General features: G+C 62.5%; 17 protein-coding genes. 9 read left to right on the forward strand and 8 right to left on the reverse strand.

Annotation, left to right across the window (positions count from 1 at the left end):
- Positions 1-133 precede the first annotated feature (133 nt).
- The 6 genes from NVB75_RS17970 to pilG form a co-directional block, all read right to left on the reverse strand.
- Positions 134-589 (reverse strand): chemotaxis protein CheW, encoded by a 456-nt coding sequence (locus tag NVB75_RS17970; RefSeq protein WP_003213725.1) that lies wholly within the window; start codon positions 587-589, stop codon positions 134-136.
- Positions 582-6,422, reverse strand: a complete 5,841-nt coding sequence (locus NVB75_RS17975) for an Hpt domain-containing protein (RefSeq protein ID WP_258342632.1) — start codon at positions 6,420-6,422, stop codon at positions 582-584. Before NVB75_RS17975 ends, NVB75_RS17970 begins: the two co-directional genes overlap by 8 nt.
- A 147-nt stretch (positions 6,423-6,569) precedes the next feature.
- Complete coding sequence (locus NVB75_RS17980; RefSeq protein ID WP_258342633.1) at positions 6,570-8,609, reverse strand: methyl-accepting chemotaxis protein; 2,040 nt, start codon at positions 8,607-8,609, stop codon at positions 6,570-6,572.
- A complete protein-coding gene (locus NVB75_RS17985; RefSeq protein ID WP_177025598.1) occupies positions 8,606-9,130 on the reverse strand; it encodes a chemotaxis protein CheW in 525 nt (174 codons plus the stop codon). Before NVB75_RS17985 ends, NVB75_RS17980 begins: the two co-directional genes overlap by 4 nt.
- Before the next feature lie 12 nt (positions 9,131-9,142).
- A complete protein-coding gene (gene pilH / locus NVB75_RS17990) occupies positions 9,143-9,508 on the reverse strand; it encodes a twitching motility response regulator PilH (protein ID WP_017476512.1) in 366 nt (121 codons plus the stop codon).
- 47 nt (positions 9,509-9,555) lie between these two features.
- Positions 9,556-9,963, reverse strand: coding sequence for a twitching motility response regulator PilG (gene pilG / locus NVB75_RS17995; RefSeq protein WP_003213736.1), 408 nt, complete (start codon positions 9,961-9,963; stop codon positions 9,556-9,558).
- Positions 9,964-10,202: 239 nt separating this feature from the next.
- On the opposite strand from pilG, the gene gshB reads away from it, so the two are divergent.
- The 7 genes from gshB (at position 10,203) to NVB75_RS18030 (ending at position 16,308) form a co-directional block, all read left to right on the forward strand.
- Positions 10,203-11,156 carry a glutathione synthase gene (gshB, locus tag NVB75_RS18000; RefSeq protein ID WP_010167673.1) on the forward strand — a complete coding sequence of 318 codons (954 nt, stop codon included), beginning with the start codon at positions 10,203-10,205 and terminating at the stop codon, positions 11,154-11,156.
- A 77-nt stretch (positions 11,157-11,233) separates the two neighbouring features.
- Positions 11,234-12,133: an energy transducer TonB gene (locus NVB75_RS18005; RefSeq protein ID WP_017476513.1), complete on the forward strand. Its 900-nt coding sequence runs from the start codon at positions 11,234-11,236 to the stop codon at positions 12,131-12,133.
- 190 nt (positions 12,134-12,323) lie between these two features.
- Positions 12,324-12,893 carry a YqgE/AlgH family protein gene (locus tag NVB75_RS18010; RefSeq protein WP_258342638.1) on the forward strand — a complete coding sequence of 190 codons (570 nt, stop codon included), beginning with the start codon at positions 12,324-12,326 and terminating at the stop codon, positions 12,891-12,893.
- Entirely contained in the window at positions 12,893-13,330 is a 438-nt protein-coding gene (ruvX, locus tag NVB75_RS18015; protein ID WP_003213744.1) for a Holliday junction resolvase RuvX, read from the forward strand. The genes NVB75_RS18010 and ruvX overlap by 1 nt, the downstream gene beginning before the upstream one ends.
- 174 nt (positions 13,331-13,504) lie before the next feature.
- The gene (gene pyrR, locus NVB75_RS18020) at positions 13,505-14,011 is read left to right on the forward strand and encodes a bifunctional pyr operon transcriptional regulator/uracil phosphoribosyltransferase PyrR (RefSeq protein ID WP_167664095.1); all 507 of its coding nucleotides are present in this window, start codon (positions 13,505-13,507) and stop codon (positions 14,009-14,011) included.
- Positions 14,012-14,035: 24 nt separating this feature from the next.
- Entirely contained in the window at positions 14,036-15,040 is a 1,005-nt protein-coding gene (locus tag NVB75_RS18025; RefSeq protein ID WP_167664094.1) for an aspartate carbamoyltransferase catalytic subunit, read from the forward strand.
- Entirely contained in the window at positions 15,037-16,308 is a 1,272-nt protein-coding gene (locus NVB75_RS18030) for a dihydroorotase (protein ID WP_063026517.1), read from the forward strand. Before NVB75_RS18025 ends, NVB75_RS18030 begins: the two co-directional genes overlap by 4 nt.
- 134 nt (positions 16,309-16,442) lie before the next feature.
- Here the strand turns inward: NVB75_RS18030 and NVB75_RS18035 are convergent, their stop codons facing one another.
- Positions 16,443-16,871, reverse strand: a complete 429-nt coding sequence (locus NVB75_RS18035) for a TM2 domain-containing protein (protein WP_076012988.1) — start codon at positions 16,869-16,871, stop codon at positions 16,443-16,445.
- 249 nt (positions 16,872-17,120) lie between these two features.
- Between NVB75_RS18035 and NVB75_RS18040 the strand changes: the two genes are divergently transcribed.
- Positions 17,121-17,756, forward strand: a complete 636-nt coding sequence (locus NVB75_RS18040) for a C40 family peptidase (RefSeq protein WP_076012989.1) — start codon at positions 17,121-17,123, stop codon at positions 17,754-17,756.
- A 115-nt stretch (positions 17,757-17,871) separates the two neighbouring features.
- Here NVB75_RS18040 and NVB75_RS18045 read toward each other — a convergent pair whose 3' ends face one another.
- Positions 17,872-18,906, reverse strand: coding sequence for a type IV pilus twitching motility protein PilT (locus NVB75_RS18045; protein ID WP_258342641.1), 1,035 nt, complete (start codon positions 18,904-18,906; stop codon positions 17,872-17,874).
- A 57-nt stretch (positions 18,907-18,963) separates the two neighbouring features.
- Between NVB75_RS18045 and NVB75_RS18050 the strand changes: the two genes are divergently transcribed.
- Positions 18,964-19,650 (forward strand): YggS family pyridoxal phosphate-dependent enzyme, encoded by a 687-nt coding sequence (locus NVB75_RS18050; RefSeq protein ID WP_076012991.1) that lies wholly within the window; start codon positions 18,964-18,966, stop codon positions 19,648-19,650.
- The last annotated feature ends 26 nt before the right edge of the window (positions 19,651-19,676 follow it).

A 19,676-nucleotide genomic window follows, 5' to 3' on the forward strand; every position in this document is an offset into this window, starting at 1 on the left:
GCGTGGGAATGCATCCCGTGACGCTCCGCGTCACCACAGCGCGAGACTTAAGCCTTGCATCGCCAGTTGGACGCAGAGCGTCCGAGGCTGCATTCCCACGCGGAGCGTGGGAACGATCATCAACATGTGTAGCTCAGGCCAACCCCGCCTCCACCAACAACGCCTCCAACCCCATCAAGTCCGGCACCCTGGCCACATGCTCCCCCACCTGTACCGCCGCCAGTTCCAGCGGGCACAACGGCACGTCCACATAACTCAACTGGCTATCGAGCTTGTACGAACGCGGAATCCCCTGGATCACCAACGCAATAAACTTCAACGTCGGCCGTCCTCCAAGGGTGTTCAACACCACGATCCGCGCCCGCTCTCCCACCACGCCCGACTCGCCACACGCGGCCTCAAAGCTGATCAACGGCAACTGCCGATCCCGCCAGGTAACCTGCCGCAAATACCACGGCGGCGCGTCGCTGGCCGGTTCGCCGCGCTGGAAGTCGATCAACTCGGCCACAGCGACGTTGGGCAATAACAGGTGACGGTCGGCCAATGGCAGCAGCAAGCCGGTGAGTTGCGTAGCGCGGTGATCAAGCACGGGACTTGCTCCAATAAGCGATGCTTTCCAGCAACACCGACTCTTGATAAGGCTTGCCAAGGTAGTCGTTGACGCCAATCGCCATCGCACGATCACGGTGTTTTTGCCCGGTGCGGGAGGTGATCATGATGATGGGCATGCGCATCAGCCGTGGGTCGTCGCGCACCTGGATCGCCACTTCGAAGCCGTCCATGCGCGGCATTTCGATGTCGAGCAGCATCAGGTCCGGGGTGTGTTCTTCCAGCACGGCCATGGCGTCGATGCCGTCCTTGGCGGTGAGCACGTTCATGCCGTTGCGCTCCAGCAGGCGACTGGTGACTTTGCGTACGGTGACCGAGTCGTCCACCACCAGCACCAGCAGTGGACGCTTTTTCAGGGGGTCGTTGAGGATCAAGGGCGCCTCGACCGCCTGGGCCGGCAAGGCCGGTGGCCGCGCGCGGATATGCGCCAGCAGGTCGATGATCAGTACCACGCGGCCATCGCCCAGGATGGTTGCGCCCGACAGGCCCTTCACCCCGGCAAATTGCGGCCCCAGGCCCTTGACCACGATCTCCCGGGTGCCGGCCATGGCATCTACCTGCACCGCCACGCGCCGCTCGTTGCACTGCACCAGCAGCACCGGCAGCGGCTGGTATTGGCCGAGCAGGTTCGGGCGGCCCACGGTGTGCAGCAGGTCGCCAAGGTAGAACAGCTCGTAGCGCTGGCCGGCGTATTCGTAACGCGGTGGATTCAGTTGATAGTGCCCTTCCAGCTCATGGGGCATGACCCGCACCAGGCCTTCGATGGTGTTCAGCGGGATCGCGTATTGATCGTCCGCGCACTGCACCATCAACGCCTGGTTGACCGACACGGTGAACGGCAGGCGAATGCGAAAGTGCACGCCCTCCCCCGGCGTCGAATCGATAACCATCGAACCGCCCAGCTGGCGCACTTCTTCATGCACCACATCCATGCCGACGCCACGCCCGGAAATCTGGGTGATTTTTTCGGCGGTGGAAAACCCCGGTTGCAGGATGAACTGCAACACGTCGCGGTCGCTGATTTCCAGGTTGGGGTCGAGCAAACCGCGCTTGATCGCCTTGCGCCGAACCGCTTCAAGCGGCACGCCGGCGCCGTCGTCGCGCATGTCGAAAACGATGTCGCCGCCTTCGTGGGTCAGGTCCAGGGTGATCCGGCCTTTTTCAGGCTTGCCCGCCAGCAACCGCGCATCGCGGGATTCCAGGCCATGGTCGACGGCGTTGCGCAGCATGTGTTCCAACGGCGCGACCATGCGTTCCAGCACGTTGCGATCCATCTCGCCTTCGGCGTTACCGACGATAAATTCCACATCCTTGCCCAGTTCGCCCGCCACCTGCCGCACGATGCGTTTAAGCCGCGGCAGCATGCGTTCGAAGGGCACCATGCGCGTGCGCATCAGGCCTTCCTGCAGCTCGGTGTTGATCCGCGCCTGTTGCTGCAAAAGGTTGTGGGCGTCCTGGTTGCGACGCTCGAGGGTTTCCTTGAGGTCGAGCAGGTCGGAAGCGGACTCGAACAGGGCCCGGGACAGTTGTTGCAGTTGGGAATGGCGGTCCATTTCCAGTGGGTCGAATTCTTCGTAGCCCAGGCGTTCGGCCTCAGCTTGTTGGCGGCTGAGAATGCGGCCCTGGGTTTCGGTATCGAGGCGGCGCAGTTGGTCGCGCATACGCTCGATGGTGGTTTCCACTTCGTTGAGGGCAATGCGCGCATCGTTGACCTGCTGCTCGATGCGCCCACGGAAGATCGAGGTTTCACCGGCCAGGTTGACCAGGTCATCCAGCAAGTCGGCAGAGATCTTTACCATGTCGGCGGCCGGATCACTGGCCGGCACCGCCTCGGTTTTAGTGGCCGCCAACGCCACCGGCGCGGCCGTCACTTCAGCCGGATGCACCAGGCTTTTGATCCGCTCGATCAGCAGGTCCACCGAGCCCACCGGCATTCCCGCCGCCACGGCTTCGATCATCTGCGCCAGGCGGTCGTGGCAACCTTGCAGCAACGCGAAGAGTTCCGCCGACGGCGCCAGCAAACCAGCGGACAAGCCTTCGTAGAGAAACTCCAGCTCATGGGCCAGGTCGCCAATCGGGCCGATCTCGACCATCCGCGCGCCGCCCTTGAGGGTGTGCAGGTCACGCAGCAGTGTCTCGACTTCCTGGCGATTTTTTGGCTCGGCCTGCCAGCGCAACAGCGCGGCGCCGGAGCTGTCGAGGATGTCGGCGGCTTCTTCGAGAAAGATATCCAGCAGCTCGGGATCACTGCCCGGCGTCTCGACTTCGGCGGCTGCGGCGGGCGCCGCCTGTCCGATGCCGTGGCGCAACTCACGCAAGTGGCTGATCAGGTCGGTGGAGTCGATCAGCGGTTGTTGGTGTTGCAGCTGCTCAAGCAGCAGCGCCAGTCGCTCATGACTGGCCATCAACCCGTTCGCCAACTCGCTGGAGTAGCTGTAGCGACGGTCCACCAGGCCTTCGTAAAGGTTTTCCAACTCAAGGGCCAAGTCGCCCACCGCGCCGATTTCAGCCATGCGCGCGCCACCCTTGAGGGTATGCAAATCCCGTTGCAGCGACGACAGCGGTGCGGCGTTATCCGGGTCCAGCAGCCAGCGCTTCAGGGACTGGCCGGCGCTGTCGAGGATGTCCACCGCCTCTTCAAGGAAGATCTCGACGATCTCATCGTCTATCGCAAAGCCCTGGTCCAGCTTAGCCGTGGCGGCACCCAGTTCGGAGATGCTCAGCGCGCGGCTGCCATCGGTCTTGATCAGGCCGGTGGCGGACGGGTCGAGACCTTCATCCAGCAGCTCGCGCAGGGCTCGAACGCGTGCCGGCGCCGCGCTGATTTCCTGGCCGGCGGCCAGTTGGTCGAGCATGTTGATCAGGGCTTCGTGGGCCTGCTCAGCTTCGTGGAAGAAGCGCTCGCTGACCGCCAGGCTGCTTTCTTCCACCGCGCCGTAGAGGTCGAGCAAGGCTTCGCACAACTCATCCATCGGGTGCAGGTCGGCCAGGTGCGCGCCTTCGCCGAGGGTGGTCAGCTCGTCCAGCAGTGCGCTCAGTTCCTGGCGTTCGCCGGGGTGCTGTTGCCAGCGGCGCAGCAGGCTTTCGGCGTCCAGCAGGATGTCCATGCCCTGGGCCAGGAAGTTGGTGATCAACTGCGGGTCGCGCTTGATGCGCAGCCCTGTGCTGGGTGCATTCAGCAGGGCTTCAAGCTGGCTGTTCAACAGGTTTTGCGTGCGTTCGATCAAGGCTGCTGCGCCGTTGATAGGCGCGTGGGGATCACTGTCCAGCTGGCGCACACCACGCTGGAACAGCGCCTCAGCCTCCAGCAGTAATTCGATTTCATCCAGGTCCAGCGGCAGGCGATGGGCCTTGTATTCGCGGGTCAGGTGATCCAGCGGGCGCGCCAGTTCGGCTATAGGCAACACACCGGCCATGTAGGCGCTGCCCTTGAGGGTGTGCAGGGCGCGTTGCAGTTCATCGCTGACTTGCAGCGGCAGGTGCTCGGTGGCCTGTTGCAGGAAATGGTTGAGGCTGTCGAGGTGGCTCTGGGCTTCGTTGCGGAAGATTTCCAGCAACTGCGGGTCCAGGGCGGCCGGGTCTGTGGCCGAGGGTCCGACACCGCTGGCCAAGGCATGGGCGCGTGCCGCCAGTTCGTCTACGTCGTCGCGCTGGCGCTGGGCATCGTCGGCAAAATCGGTGATCAGCTCCGGCAGCAATTCCAGCACATCATCCAGCACCGCTTGCACATCAGGGCCCGGCGCAACGCTGCGTTCCAGCACGCGGTTGAGCAGGTTTTCCACGGCCCAGGCCAGCTCCGCCAACACCAGGGCGCGCACCATGCGGCCACTGCCTTTCAAGGTGTGGAAGGCGCGGCGCATTTCGCTCAGGGTGGCCTTGTCTGCCAGGCTCGCGGTGCCGGCGGGTACGTGGCGGTGCAGCACGTCGAGGACTTCGGCGGTTTCTTCGAGGAAGACTTCCCGCAGCTCGTCGTCGATGGGCTCTTCGCCGGCAGGCGGTGGCAGCAGGCTGCCAGGGCGTTGGAGGGCTGGCGGGTTAAGGCGCGAGGTAGGGCTGGCCAGCGCATCCGCGAGAAACGGGGTTTGTTCCGTCGGCGTATCATCCTGGGCGAGCAGCGCCTGGCGCCACGGCTTCTCGGCCGGCAAATAGCCCAGCGCTGCCAGGCCTTCGGCGGCCACTTCCAGCACCCGTTCGCCTGGGGCGTCGTGGTCCTGCAGCATGCGCTCCAGGTAGTACTCGAGGCTGGTGAGCACATCGGCAAAATGCTCAAGCTGCGCCTCGGAAGGCGCGGCCTCACTGACCATCAATTGCTCGTTGACGTAATCGTTGCAGCCGCGCATCAGGCTCGCCGCACGGGGCAGCGGAATCATCGCCAGCGCACCGCGCACCTGGGTCAGCAGCTCGGGCAGCGACTCCAGACGCTGGCGGTCCCAATGGGCCTCGATGCAGTCGATCACCAGCTCTTTGGCCTGGGTCAGGCACTGGCAGGATTCGCGGATCACCAGGTGGTGGATCTGCGTCAGATCGGTGGTGGGCAGGCGGCTTTCTTCCCGGCGCTCCGGCTCGACCGTGCCGACCATCCCGGCCAGCGTCGCCTCGACGTAGAGCAAGGCACCGGCGACGTCCATCAACACCGCATCGTTGGGCTCGCGCTGCCCCTGGGCCAGGCCGAGCACCACCGCCAATTGGTCGATGATCACTTTGCGCGGCTGGCCGAAACCCAATACCGCCAGGGTATCGGCGATCTGGCGCAAGGGCGCCAGCAAGGCCTCAAGGTCGGAGGCGTGCTGGCGGTCGCTGCGTACGAACAGGTCCAGGCGTTCCTTGACCCGCACCAGCTCCTCACACAACGCGCCGAGCACCGAGCCCATCGCGTCGCGGTCCGGGCCGGCCAGGCGGGCGCGTTCGGCGTCCACCACGGCGCTGTCGGGCAGGGCTTCATCGAGGCCATAACGTTCTTTCAAACTTTGCATCCGTGGAGTCGGTCGGGTGACTTTGGCGACGTAGAACAACAGGCTTTTGAGCAGCTCATCCGGGGCCGGGGTGTTGATGCCGTTGATACCCTGGATCAGCAGGCGCTTGAGTTCCTTGTCGCAGGCTTTGAGCAAACTGCGCAACGCCGGGCTGTTGGCGACCACGCCAATGAGCATGCCTTCCACCAGCGCCGAGGTCACCTGCCACAACGGTAACAGCGGCGCACCATGGCACAGGGCTTCGAGGCGGGCGAAAACCCGCGCCATGTCTTCCAGGTTGCTGGGGCCGTGGTCTTCGCGCAGCAAGCCGACCAACGCCTGTTGCAGCATCTGCCGCCACTGACGCAGCAGCTCGGGGAAATCTTCCGGCGTGCGCTGGGCCAGCGCTTCCTCGGGCAGCGGTGGGATCACCAGCAGTTGCGGGCTGAACAGGCTGGTTTCCGAGAGCAGGCTCTCGCCGCGCACGCTGCGCAGGTCGTTGAGCAGCGGCAGCACCACCAGGGGCAGGTCGCGGCGGGCGCCGTGCACGCGGTCGAGGTACAGCGGCAGTTGGCCGAGGCCCTGTTGCAGCAGGCGAATGCCTTCGTCGCGCTGGCTGACGCGCGCGCCTTGCAGGGCAAGGGCCAGTTGCTCCATTTCTTCGGCGAACAAGGCTGCGCCGTAGAACTCGACCATCAGCAAACTGCCGTGGACCTGATGAATGCATTCCAGGCATTGGCCGATGGCCTCGCTGCTGCCTTTTTCAACATAGGCGTCCAGCGCCGAACGGGCCTGCTTCAGGGTTTCGGCAATTTCGCCCTTGACCCATTCGAGGGCCACGTAGTCGTGCCGATCAACCATAACCGCTCCCGTCTGAATTCATGAGTTGCCGTGTTGCTTGAACATAACGCCCTGTAGGAGCGAGCTTGCTCGCGAAGAGCGCTAACGATGACGCGGGCATTCTGAATGAACGCGGCGCTCTCGGGTTTTTCGCGAGCAAGCTCGCTCCTACGGGGCTGGCGGCAAGGTGAACCCCGACACCGACCGCCGCAACTGACTGGCCATTTTTGCCAGGTTGCCGATGCTCTCGGCAGTGGCCGTGGAACCAGAAGAAGTCTGAGTGGTGATCTGCTGAATCACGTTCATCGTCAGGGAAATCTGCCCCGCCGACGACGTCTGCTGCTGCGCCGCGTTGGAGATACTCTGGATCAACGCCGCCAGGGTTTTCGACACGCCTTCGATCTCTTCCAGCGCCACGCCGGCGTCCTGGGCCAGCCGCGCACCGCGCACCACTTCGGTGGTGGTCTGTTCCATGGAGATCACGGCTTCGTTGGTGTCCGTCTGGATCGCTCGCACCAGGGTTTCGATCTGTCGGGTCGCCGCTGAAGAGCGCTCAGCCAGGCGCTGTACCTCATCGGCTACCACGGCAAAACCGCGCCCGGCGTCACCGGCCATGCTCGCCTGGATCGCAGCGTTGAGGGCAAGGATGTTGGTTTGCTCGGCAATGTCGTCGATCAGGCTGACGATGTCGCCAATCTCCTGGGACGACTCCCCCAGGCGCTTGATGCGCTTGGCGGTGTCCTGGATCTGTTCGCGGATGTTGTCCATGCCGTGGATGGTGTTGTGCACCACCTCATTGCCTTTGTTGGCAATCTCTACCGAACGCTCGGCCACTGCCGACGATTCGGCGGCGTTGGCCGATACCTGGTCGATGGACTGGGCCATCTGGTTGATCGCGGTGGACGCTTCGGCAATCTGTTGCGCCTGATGCTCCGACGCTTGGGCCAGGTGCATGGCGGTGGCCTGGGTGTCCTGCACCGCACCAGCCACCTGGCCGGCAGTGAGGTTGATGGTCGCCACCAGGTCGCGCAGCTGGTCCACGGAGTAGTTGATGGAGTCGGCGATGGTGCCGGTGAAGTCTTCGGTGACCGAGGCGGTGACGGTCAGGTCACCGTCGGCCAAGTCTTCAATCTCATCCAGCAGGCGCATGATCGCGTTCTGGTTGCGCTCGTTCTTCTCGGCGGTTTCCCGCAATTGGCGGTTGGTCTCGCGGACCATCACCAAGCCGATCAGGATGATCGAGGCCAGCGCCAGCAAGCCCAGCACGTAGCCGCCGATGGTGTCGAAGGTGCGCCCGTCGGCCAGGTTTTCAAAACCGGTGGCCAGGTGCGAGGCTTCGTCCAGCAGGGTTTGCGACAGGTTGAAAATATTGCTCGCCGAGGCGCGCACCTGGAACAACTGCGGCGAGGTCTCGAGGATTTCATCCACGGAGCCGGAGACGAATTCGAACAGCTCGGCGATTTCCGCCAGCCGCGCCCGCGCATCGTGATCTTCAACCTGAGAGATACGCAGCCCGGGGTTGCCCTGGAGCATGCCGTTGAGCACCTGGCCGAAACGGTTGGCATCGCGGCCAAAGGCATCGGCGGCCTGCACGGCGGTTTCGTCGCCCGCCAGCACGGTGTTCACCGCGCCGAGGATGCGTTCGGCCAGCAACGATTGGCGCTGGGCCAACGCCACCTGGCTGGCCGGAGCACCGCGTTGCAGGAGGATGTCGACGACCTTCTCCGACTCCATCTGCAATTGCGGAACGGTTTCCGCCAGGGTCGCGGCCACTTGATGCAGTGACAGCACCGTTTGCTCGCTGGCCAGAATCGCATCGGCGTTTTTCAGCAGCGCTTCCCAGTCGGTCTGCACGGCGCGCATTTCTGCGCGCACGGCGGTGGGTGCGGCAGGCAGGCCGGTGGCCGGGTCGCCTTTTTTCAGGTAACCCCAGCGCTGGGCAAAATCGTTGCGCGCATCCCCCAGCAGCTTGAACGCAGCGGCCTTGCCGGCGGCGGCCTCGGTGGCGTTCTTGGCGATGCGCTGGGACAGCACCCGCAGCTCACCGGCATGGCCGATGTACTGTTTGTCGTAGGTGGACTGGGTATTGAGGTACGCGAAGTTGGCGAACAACAGCATGATGAACACGATCAGCGCGATAAACAGCACGATGATCTGCGAGCGGCTGCGGGACGCTTCCTGGGGTTTGGCGGGGGTAACGGTACTCATGCGGCAACATCCATGAAGCCTGGAGCCTGGGCCAGGGCGAAGGGGCTGAAGACCTGCCACAGCTGATCGCCGTCGAACTGGCCCTGGATAAACGGCGCGTCGCCTGCGGTGCTCGTCGACAATGCGTCTTGTGCGAAATGCTGCATGCCCACCACCTCGTCCACCAACAGGCCGACAAACACGTCCTGATATTCCACCACCAGCACCCGCCGCTGCTTGCGCGCCACCGACAGGTCAAGGCCGAGGAACCCGCCCAGGTCCATCACCGGCAGCAAGCGCCCACGCAGGTTGGCCACGCCCTTGACCCACGGTTTGACGCCGGGCATCAAGGTGCAGCGCGGTTCGTGCAGCACTTCCGCGACCTCACCCATGGGCGCCACGTACCAGTGCTCACCCAGGCGAAACCCGATTCCGCTCCAGCTGTGCAGCCGGGTTTCCTGGGACGGCAGGTCGGCGGCCAGCAAGCGGCAGCGGCGGTCGATGTCCAGCAGCAGCTCGAAGGCGGTTTGCGACTCGGTCATGGGAACGTGCCGTCAGCCGGCCAGCACCTTGTTCAGGGTGGCGATCAGGGTTTCTTCGTCCACGGGCTTGGTCAGGTAATCCTTGGCGCCCTGGCGCTCGCCCCAGATCTTGTCGGTTTCCTGATCCTTGGTGGTGATGATGATCACCGGGATGTGCCCGGTTTCAGGGTCTTTGGTCAGTTGCCGGGTGGCCTGGAAGCCATTGAGGCCCGGCATGACGATGTCCATCAATACCGCGTCAGGCTTTTCCTGGCGGGCCAGCGCGACGCCGTCGCCGCCGTTCTGGGCCTTGAGGACTTCGTGACCATGCTTTTCGAGCATTTCAGTCAGTTTGTACATTTCAGTCGGCGAGTCGTCGACGATCAGAACACGTGCCATGGTTATCCCCACTTCTTTAGTAGACGCCAGCCCTCGTGGGGCCCTCGTCAGTGTGCTTGTTCTACTGCGGCGAAGCCCGGTACATAGGCCTTGATCGCGCTCAGCAGTTCTTCCTTGCTGAAAGGCTTGGTCAAAAATTGATCAGAACCGACGATGCGCCCCTTGGCCTTGTCGAACAGACCATCCTTGGAGGACAACATGATCACCGGGATCGACTTGAACGCCGGGTTGTTCTTCACCAACGCGCAGGTCTGATAGCCATCCAGGCGCGGCATCATGATGTCGACAAAGATAATGTGCGGGTGATGGTCAACAATCTTGGCCAGGGCATCGAAACCGTCGATGGCCGTGATGACGTCGCACCCTACGTTCTTCAACAGTGTTTCGGCCGTGCGGCGAATCGTTTTCGAATCGTCGATCACCATCACTTTCAAGGCGTTGGAATGCTGTTCCATATCTGCTCTACCATCGCCACAGCGAATAGGTTTTCGGTGTGTACTGCCTGATGTTGCACAGGACGAGCGTCAAAAGCCTCGGAATTCAAGGGCTGATGTGCCATGGCAGCCTTTTTAGCACAGTCTCAGAACGCAATCTATCGGCCGACCCGCGCGGTGGTTTTTCCTTGACCCACAACAGCCGCAGCGCCACTCTGACGCCACTTTTATGCGCCCTTATTTGCTAGAGGAAATCCCCCATGAGCGTTCGCGTCGGCATTGTCATGGACCCTATCGCCAGCATCTCCTATAAAAAGGACAGCTCGCTGGCCATGCTGCTGGCCGCCCAGGCCCGCGGCTGGAGCCTGTTCTATATGGAGCAGCCGGACCTTTACCAGGGCGACGGTGAAGCGCGGGCGCGGATGCGCCCGCTGCAGGTGTTTGCCAACCCTGAGAAGTGGTTCGAGCTGCAAGACGAAATCGACAGCCCCCTGAGCGACCTTGACGTGATCCTGATGCGCAAGGATCCGCCGTTCGACATGGAGTTCGTCTACTCCACCTACCTGCTGGAGCAGGCCGAACGCGCGGGCGTGCTGATCGTCAACAAGCCCCAGAGCCTGCGCGACTGCAATGAAAAGCTGTTCGCCACGCTGTTCCCACAGTGCACACCGCCCACCGTGGTCAGCCGCCGCGCCGATGTGCTGCGTGAATTCGCCGCCAAGCACGGTGATGTGATCCTCAAGCCGCTGGACGGGATGGGCGGCACGTCGATCTTCCGCCACCGCGCGGGCGACCCGAACCTGTCGGTGATCCTGGAAACCCTGACCGCGCTGGGCACCCAGCAGATCATGGGCCAGGCCTACATTCCGGCAATCAAGGACGGCGACAAGCGCATCCTGATGATCGATGGCGAGCCGGTGCCTTATTGCCTGGCGCGCATTCCGGCGGCCGGCGAGACCCGTGGCAACCTGGCAGCCGGCGGCCGAGGTGAAGCCCGCCCGCTGACGGACAAGGATCGCTGGATTGCCGCCCAAGTCGGCCCAACCCTGCGTGAAAAGGGCCTGCTGTTTGTAGGACTGGACGTAATTGGCGAGAACCTCACCGAGATCAACGTCACCAGTCCGACCTGTATTCGCGAGATCGACAATGCATTTGGCACGAACATCGGCGAAATGCTGATGGCAGCCATTGCCTCCAAGCTACAAGCCAAGTGACATAGAACAGCCGGACACAAACCAACATTGCGTTATCATGCGCCACCTGTGAAACGCGCGATGTTGGTTTTCTTGTCATGACGCTCCCGCCCGATCTGCCCCCCGAACTCTCCCACAGCGGCGTGCGCCCGGCTGATCGGCTCGGATTTACCCTGTTTCTCGCGGCGTTGATTCACCTGGCGTTGATCCTCGGCCTGGGCTTCACCTTTGCCGAACCCAAGCAGATCACCAAGACCCTGGAAATCACACTCGCCACCTTCAAAAGCGAGAAGAAGCCCGAGAAGGCTGATTTTCTCGCCCAGGACAACCAGCAAGGCAGCGGCACCCTCGACAAGAAGGCCGTGCCCAAGACCACCGAAGTGGCGCCTTTCCAGGACAACAAGGTCAATAAGGTCACGCCACCGCCAGCGCCCAAGCCGGAGGTGAAACAGGCTGCACCCAAGGCCGCTGTCACCACCGTCGCGCCCAAACCGCAAAAAGCCCCAACCCAGCGTGAAAAGGCCAAGACCGAACCCACGCCTGCCCCGCCGGCCCCGACGTTTGACAGCTCGCAACTCTCCAGTGAAATCTCCAGCCTGGAAGCCGAACTGGCCCACGAACAACAGCTGTACGCCAAGCGCCCGCGGATCTACCGCCTGAATGCTGCCTCCACCATGCGCGACAAAGGCGCCTGGTATAAGGACGAGTGGCGCAAAAAGGTCGAGCGCATCGGCAACCTGAACTACCCGGACGAAGCCCGCCGCCAGCAGATCTACGGCAATTTGCGACTGCTGGTGTCGATCAACCGCGACGGCACCTTGTACGAAGTGCAGGTACTGGAGTCCTCCGGCCAACCGCTACTGGACCAGGCGGCACAACGCATCGTGCGCCTGGCGGCGCCTTTTGCGCCGTTTACCGGGGACTTGAACGACATCGACCGTCTGGAAATCATTCGCACCTGGCGCTTTGCCAAAGGTGATCGACTGTCCAGTAACTAACCAACCCTGCTTTCTGTAGGAGCGAGCTTGCTCGCGAAGATCGTTAACGATAACGCGGGCTTTCTGGCTTAACCCGGCGCTCTCAGGTTTTTCGCAAGCAAGCTCGCTCCTACAGAGAATCAACACGCCAAACCAATTCCTGCGCATCCTCAGCTTGTCAGTTCGCCCCTCCAACGCCACACTAGCGGACATGAAAAATGTCAGCCCGACCTACCTCAAGCACCAATTCCTGATCGCCATGCCCCATATGGCCGACCCGAACTTTGCGCAGACCTTGACCTACATCGTCGAGCACACCGCCAATGGTGCGATGGGGTTGGTGGTCAACCGCCCGCAAGACCTGAACCTGGCCGATATCCTCGAGCAACTGCGACCGGACATCGACCCGCCCGCCAACTGCCAGCACGTACCGATCTACATCGGCGGGCCAGTGCAGACTGACCGGGGTTTTGTGCTGCACCCCACCGGGCCGAAATTCCAGGCGACCGTGGACCTTGAAGGGCTGTCGCTTTCCACTTCCCAGGATGTGTTGTTCGCCATCGCCGATGGCATCGGGCCTGATCAAAGCGTGATCACCCTGGGCTACGCCGGTTGGGAAGCCGGGCAACTGGAGGCCGAACTGGCGAGCAATGCCTGGCTGACCTGCCCGTTTGACGCCGACATCCTGTTCAACACCCCCAGCGAACTGCGCCTGGAAGCGGCGGCCGCCAAGCTGCGGGTCAACCTCAGCCTGCTGACCAGCCAGGCGGGGCACGCCTGATGGCCTTGCGTCTGATCCTCGGTTTTGACTACGGCACCAAACAGATCGGCGTAGCGGTCGGCCAGGTCATCACCGGCCAGGCCCGCGAGCTGTGCACCTTGAAAGCCCAGAACGGCGTGCCGGACTGGAACCAGGTCGAAGCCCTGATCAAGGAGTGGAAGCCCGACGCCGTCGTGGTCGGCCTGCCCTTGAACATGGACGGCACCCCGAGCGAGATGTGCCTGCGGGCCGAAAAGTTCGCCCGCCGCCTGAATGGCCGCTACAACCTGCCCTTCTATACCCACGATGAACGCTTGACCACCTTTGAAGCCAAGGGCGAGCGCCGCGACCGTGGTGGGCAGAAAGGCAGCTACCGCGACAACCCGGTGGATGCCATCGCCGCAGCCTTGCTGTTGCAGGGCTGGCTGGATGAAAACACCGCTTTATTTGAATCCTGAATTGCCGCATTGCTTTTTGTAGGAGCGAGCTTGCTCGCGAAAAACGTCAACGATTACGCGCGCGTCCAGTGATGCACGCGGTGCCTGTGAGTTCTTCGCGAGCAAGCTCGCTCCTACAGTGTCTTTTACGTTTGAGCCCGGACCTTGCCTGCGCAAGGCCTTGAAGGAGCCACCATGAGCCTGCCCAATCCCGCCGACCTGATCAGCCAGATGGCGATCCGCCTCAAGGCGCACCTGGAACACCGCGCCATCAGCGAGCCGCGCTTTATCGGCATTCGTACCGGTGGCGTATGGGTGGCCCAGGCGCTCTTGGAAGAACTGGGCAGCGACTCGCCCCTCGGCACCCTCGATGTGTCCTTTTACCGCGACGACTTCAGCCAGAACGGCCTGCACCCGCAAGTGCGCCCTTCGGCCCTGCCGTTCGAGATCGAAGGCCAGCACCTGGTGCTGATCGATGACGTCCTGATGAGCGGTCGTACCATCCGCGCCGCCCTGAACGAACTGTTCGACTATGGCCGCCCGGCCAGCGTGACGCTGGTCTGCCTGCTGGACCTGGATGCCGGCGAATTGCCGATCAGCCCGGACGTGGTCGGCGCCACCCTGTCCCTGGAAGCCCACCAGCGGGTAAAATTGTCCGGTCCTACGCCGCTCGAACTCGAACTGCAAGACCTTGCCCTTTAAACCGCCTTGTAAAGAGTCCCCGCGATGACGCCTCTAGATGCCAAGCGCCCGCTGCAGCTCAATGCTCAGGGCCAGCTGCAACACTTCCTGTCCCTCGACGGCTTGCCCCGCGAACTGCTCACCGAAATCCTCGACACGGCCGACTCGTTCCTCGAAGTCGGCGGCCGGGCAGTGAAAAAAGTCCCGCTGTTGCGCGGCAAGACCATCTGCAACGTGTTCTTCGAGAACTCGACCCGCACCCGTACCACCTTTGAGCTGGCGGCCCAGCGCCTGTCGGCCGACGTGATCACGCTGAACGTGTCGACCTCGTCGGCGAGCAAGGGCGAAACCCTGCTCGACACCCTGCGCAACCTGGAAGCCATGGCGGCCGACATGTTCGTGGTGCGCCACGGCGACTCCGGCGCTGCGCACTTCATCGCCGAGCACGTGTGCCCGAACGTGGCGATCATCAACGGCGGCGACGGCCGTCACGCCCACCCGACCCAGGGCATGCTCGACATGCTGACGATCCGCCGGCACAAGGGCAGCTTCGAAAACCTCTCGGTGGCCATCGTTGGCGACATCCTGCACTCGCGGGTAGCGCGCTCGAATATGCTGGCCCTGAAGGCCCTGGGCTGCCCGGACATCCGCGTGATCGCTCCCAAAACCCTGCTGCCGATCGGCATCGAGCAATACGGCGTGAAGGTCTACACCGACATGGCCGAAGGCCTGAAGGATGTGGACGTGGTGATCATGCTGCGTCTGCAGCGCGAGCGCATGGCGGGCGGCCTGTTGCCGAGCGAAGGCGAGTTCTATCGCCTGTTCGGCCTGACCACCGCGCGCCTGGCCGGCGCCAAGCCGGATGCCATCGTGATGCACCCGGGGCCGATCAACCGTGGCGTGGAGATTGAGTCGGCAGTGGCCGACGGCGCGCAGTCGGTGATTCTCAACCAGGTGACCTACGGCATCGCCGTCCGCATGGCCGTGTTGTCCATGGCCATGAGCGGGCAAACCGCACAACGTCAATTCGAGCAGGAGAACGCCCAGTGAAGCTCAGCATTCTCGGCGCCCGAGTCATCGATCCGGCCAGCGGCCTGGATCAAGTCACCGATCTGCACCTGGAAGCCGGCAAGATCATTGCCATCGGCGCCGCACCCGCAGGCTTCAGCGCCAGTGAAACCATCGACGCCAAAGGCCTGATCGCCGCGCCCGGGCTGGTGGACCTGAACGTCGCCCTGCGCGAACCGGGTTACAGCCGCAAAGGCAGCATCGCCAGCGAAACCCGCGCCGCCGCAGCCGGCGGCGTCACCAGCCTGTGCTGCCCGCCCCACACCAAGCCGGTGCTGGACACCTCGGCCGTGACCGAGCTGATCCTCGACCGCGCCCGCGAGGCCGGCAACTGCAAAGTGTTCCCCATCGGCGCCCTGAGCAAAGGCCTGGACGGTGAACAGTTGGCCGAGCTGATCGCCTTGCGCGACGCCGGCTGCGTGGCCTTCGGCAACGGTCTGGAAAGCTTTCGCAGCACCCGCACCCTGTGCCGCGCCCTGGAATATGCAGCGACCTTCGACCTGACGGTGATTTTCCACTCCCAGGACCGTGACCTGGCCGAAGGTGGCCTGGCCCACGAAGGCGCCACGGCAAGCTTCCTTGGCCTGCCGGGCATCCCGGAAACCGCCGAGACCGTGGCCCTGGCCCGGGACCTGCTGCTGGTGGAGCAAAGCGGCGTACGCGCGCACTTCAGCCAACTGACCAGCGCTCGGGGCGTGGCCCTGATCGCTCAGGCCCAAGCCCGCGGTTTGCCGGTAACGGCCGATGTGGCGTTGTATCAGCTGATTTTGACGGACGAGGCGCTGATCGACTTCTCCAGCCTGTATCACGTGCAGCCGCCCCTGCGTACCCGCGCTGACCGTGACGGTTTGCGGGCAGCGGTGAAGTCCGGGGTGGTTTCGGCGATTTCCAGCCATCACCAACCCCACGAGCGGGATGCCAAGCTGGCGCCGTTCGGTGCGACGGAACCGGGCATCAGCAGCGTCGAGCTGTTGCTGCCGCTGGCAATGACATTGGTGGAGGATGGCTTGCTGGACCTGCCGACGCTGCTGGCACGTCTCAGTGCCGGCCCTGCCGAGGCGCTGCGCCTGCCGGCGGGCAAGCTGGCGGTGGGTTCGGCGGCGGACCTGGTGCTGTTTGATCCGGCCAGCTCCACGATTGCCGGGGAACACTGGCTGTCCAAGGGCGAGAACTGCCCATTCATCGGCCATAGTCTGCCGGCGACTGTGCGGTACACCTTGGTGGATGGGCGGATCAGCTACCAGGCTTAAATCCGATCCAGAGTGGGCACAGTAAATGTGGGAGCGGGCTTGCTCGCGAAAGCGGTGGGTCAGTCAATAGAGATGTCGACTGACACATCGCATTCGCGAGCAAGCCCGCTCCCACATTTGGATCTTCACAAATCTTATCGACCGCCGCTGCGCTCGGCATTGCGGATCGAAACCTGCGTATTCAGCGTCCAGAAGTCATACAGCACGCCGATCAGGAATAACCCGCCGGTCAGCAAGTAAACGATCCCGCTGATCCATTTGCCCTGATACATGCGGTGCAACCCGAACACACCCAGGAACGCCAACAGGATCCAGGCCACGTTGTATTCAATCGGCCCGGCCGTAAATCGCAGGTCTGCTTCCCGGTCCATTGCCGGAATCAGGAACAAGTCGATCAGCCAGCCAATCCCGAACAAACCGAAGGTGAAAAACCAGATCGTCCCGGTCACCGGCTTGCCGTAATAAAAGCGGTGAGCACCGGTAAAACCGAAAATCCAGAGCAGGTAACCGATCACCTTGCTGTGGGTGTCTTGCTGCGAAACATCCTGTCGATAGGTGTTCATGGAGTACCTCTTTCGCCTCGATAGATAAATTTTTTCATTTTCTTTGTGACTTTTTTACGGGCGCCCGACGCACGGCAAATGGTATCTTCCCTCCCGCAAAGCCTTATGCCACCTGACCTGAGTCGGACAATAGCGACAATTCGTCGCGTTTTTCCTGAATTTGACCCCAGGGTTCAGTCGACAAACGGCCTTAGAACGACACTAAAACCTGTTATAAAGTTGCGCGCAAACCAAAAAGAGCCACGCCTAATGCGACCATTTTTCAAGACATGGCTAACCATTTGCCTATTAATGCCACTGGCCGCCCACGCCACCAATCGTGAGCAACGACTTCCAAACGTTAACGGTTTCACCCCTAAAGTTCACGCCACTACCAGCTCCGCCAAATCGGTAAAGCTGACCGTGAAGCGCCCGACTCAACTGAGCAAGGCCAACGGCAAGGCAGTTCCAGGGTTGATGGCCGTCAACACCAAGCAAAGCAGCAACGTCCTCAGCCGCGCCGTCAACGTGCTCGGTACTCCTTATCGTTGGGGCGGCAGCAGCCCAAGTAAAGGGTTCGACTGCAGTGGTTTGGTGAAATATGCGTTTAACGACGTAAAAGCCGTGGATTTGCCGCGCACTTCCAACGCCATGGCCGCCGGCCACGGGCAAAAGGTTGAGCGCAAGGATTTGAAACCGGGCGACCTGCTGTTCTTCAAACTGAAGAGCCGCCAAGTGAACCATGTTGCCATTTACCTGGGCAACGACCGCTTTATCCACGCACCGCGTCGTGGCAAGTCCGTGAGCATCGATACCCTGAAGAAGCCGTTCTGGGACAAGAACTACGTGATTGCCAAGCGTGTCCTGCCTAAAGAGCAGAACAATCTGCGGATTGTGCAGCGCTGATTGATCGTTCCCACGCTCTGCGTGGGAATGCCTCACTGGACGCTCCGCGTCCGCTCCTGTGACGCAGAGCGTCACGGGCTGCGTTCCCACGCAGAGCGTGGGAACGATCATGATCTTAAATATCCCCGGGCACCCTCGCCTTCTCCCGCGCATGCTCCCGGCTGATCAGCCCCTGGCTGACCAACGCCTTCAAACTCATGTCCAGCGTCGTCATCCCCAACGCCCCACCCGTCTGGATCGCCGAATACATCTGCGCCACCTTGTCCTCGCGGATCAAGTTACGAATTGCCGGCGTGCCGAGCATGATTTCGTGAGCCGCCACCCGCCCGCCGCCGACCTTCTTCACCAGCACCTGAGAGACCACCGCCTGCAATGACTCCGAGAGCATCGAGCGGACCATGGCCTTTTCCCCTGCCGGAAACACATCCACCACCCGATCCACGGTTTTAGCCGCCGACGTGGTGTGCAATGTGCCGAACACCAGGTGCCCGGTTTCCGCCGCCGTCAGTGCGAGCCGAATGGTTTCCAGGTCCCGCAATTCGCCCACCAGGATCACATCCGGGTCCTCCCGTAATGCCGAACGCAGAGCGGCCGAGAAACTGTGGGTGTCGCGATGCACCTGCCGCTGGTTGATCAGGGCGCTTTTCGGTTGATGGATAAATTCGATAGGGTCTTCAAGGGTGAGGATGTGCTGGCGGCGATGGGTGTTGAGGTAATCGATCATCGCCGCCAGGGTCGTGGACTTGCCGGAACCGGTCGGCCCGGTGACCAGTGCCAGCCCTCGGGGCAGGTCCGCGATGCGCCGGAACACCTCGCCCAACCCCAGGCTTTCCAGGCTCTGCACCGCCGAGGGGATGGTGCGAAACACCGCGCCCATGCCCCGGTGCTGCTGGAACACATTTACCCGAAACCGTGCGACCTCGGGCAACTCGAAGGCAAAATCCGTTTCAAGAGATGTTTCGAAATCCTTTTGCTGATGATTGTTCAGCAAAGGGCTGAGTAACTCCGCCACTTGCGTAGGGAGCAGCACCGGCCAATCGAGGGGCCAGACCTCGCCATCAACTCGCAGCATCGGCGCCAACCCGGCCGACAGATGCAGGTCCGAGGCCCGCCGGCGTACGCCGGCAGCCAGCAGTTCAGTGATATCCATAGGGCTTTCCATTTCCAGTAGAATGCCGCGGACTCCATATCCACGGGCGCAACTTGAATGTCGACCATAGCAGACAACATCAGCCTGGTTTCCGAGCGGATCCGAGCCGCGGCCCAAGCCTCGCAACGCGACGCAGACAGCGTGCACCTGTTGGCCGTGAGCAAGACCAAACCCGCACAAGCCATACGCGAGGCCTATGCCGCCGGGATGCGTGAATTTGGCGAGAACTATCTGCAGGAAGCCCTGGGCAAACAGGCCGAATTAACCGACCTGCCCTTGAGTTGGCACTTCATCGGCCCCATTCAATCGAACAAGACTCGTGCGATCGCCGAGAACTTCGCTTGGGTGCATTCCGTGGACCGCCTGAAAATCGCACAACGCCTGTCCGAGCAACGCCCGGCTGACCTGCCGCCGCTGAATATCTGCATTCAGGTCAACGTCAGTGGCGAAGCCAGCAAGTCCGGCTGTACACCCGCCGACCTGCCCGCCCTGGCCGAAGCCATCAGCGCCCTGCCGCGTCTGAAGCTGCGCGGTTTGATGGCGATCCCCGAGCCAACCGACGACCGCGCAGAGCAGGACGCAGCCTTCGCAACCGTACGCGACCTGCAAGCGAGCCTGAACCTGGGGCTCGACACACTTTCCATGGGCATGAGCCATGACCTTGAGTCGGCCATCGCCCAAGGGGCCACCTGGGTGCGGATCGGTACCGCGCTGTTTGGTGCCCGCGACTACGGCCAGCCGTGAAATGGCTGACTTCCATCTGAATAAGG

This window comes from Pseudomonas sp. CBS (assembly GCF_024734645.1).
Lineage (GTDB): Bacteria > Pseudomonadota > Gammaproteobacteria > Pseudomonadales > Pseudomonadaceae > Aquipseudomonas.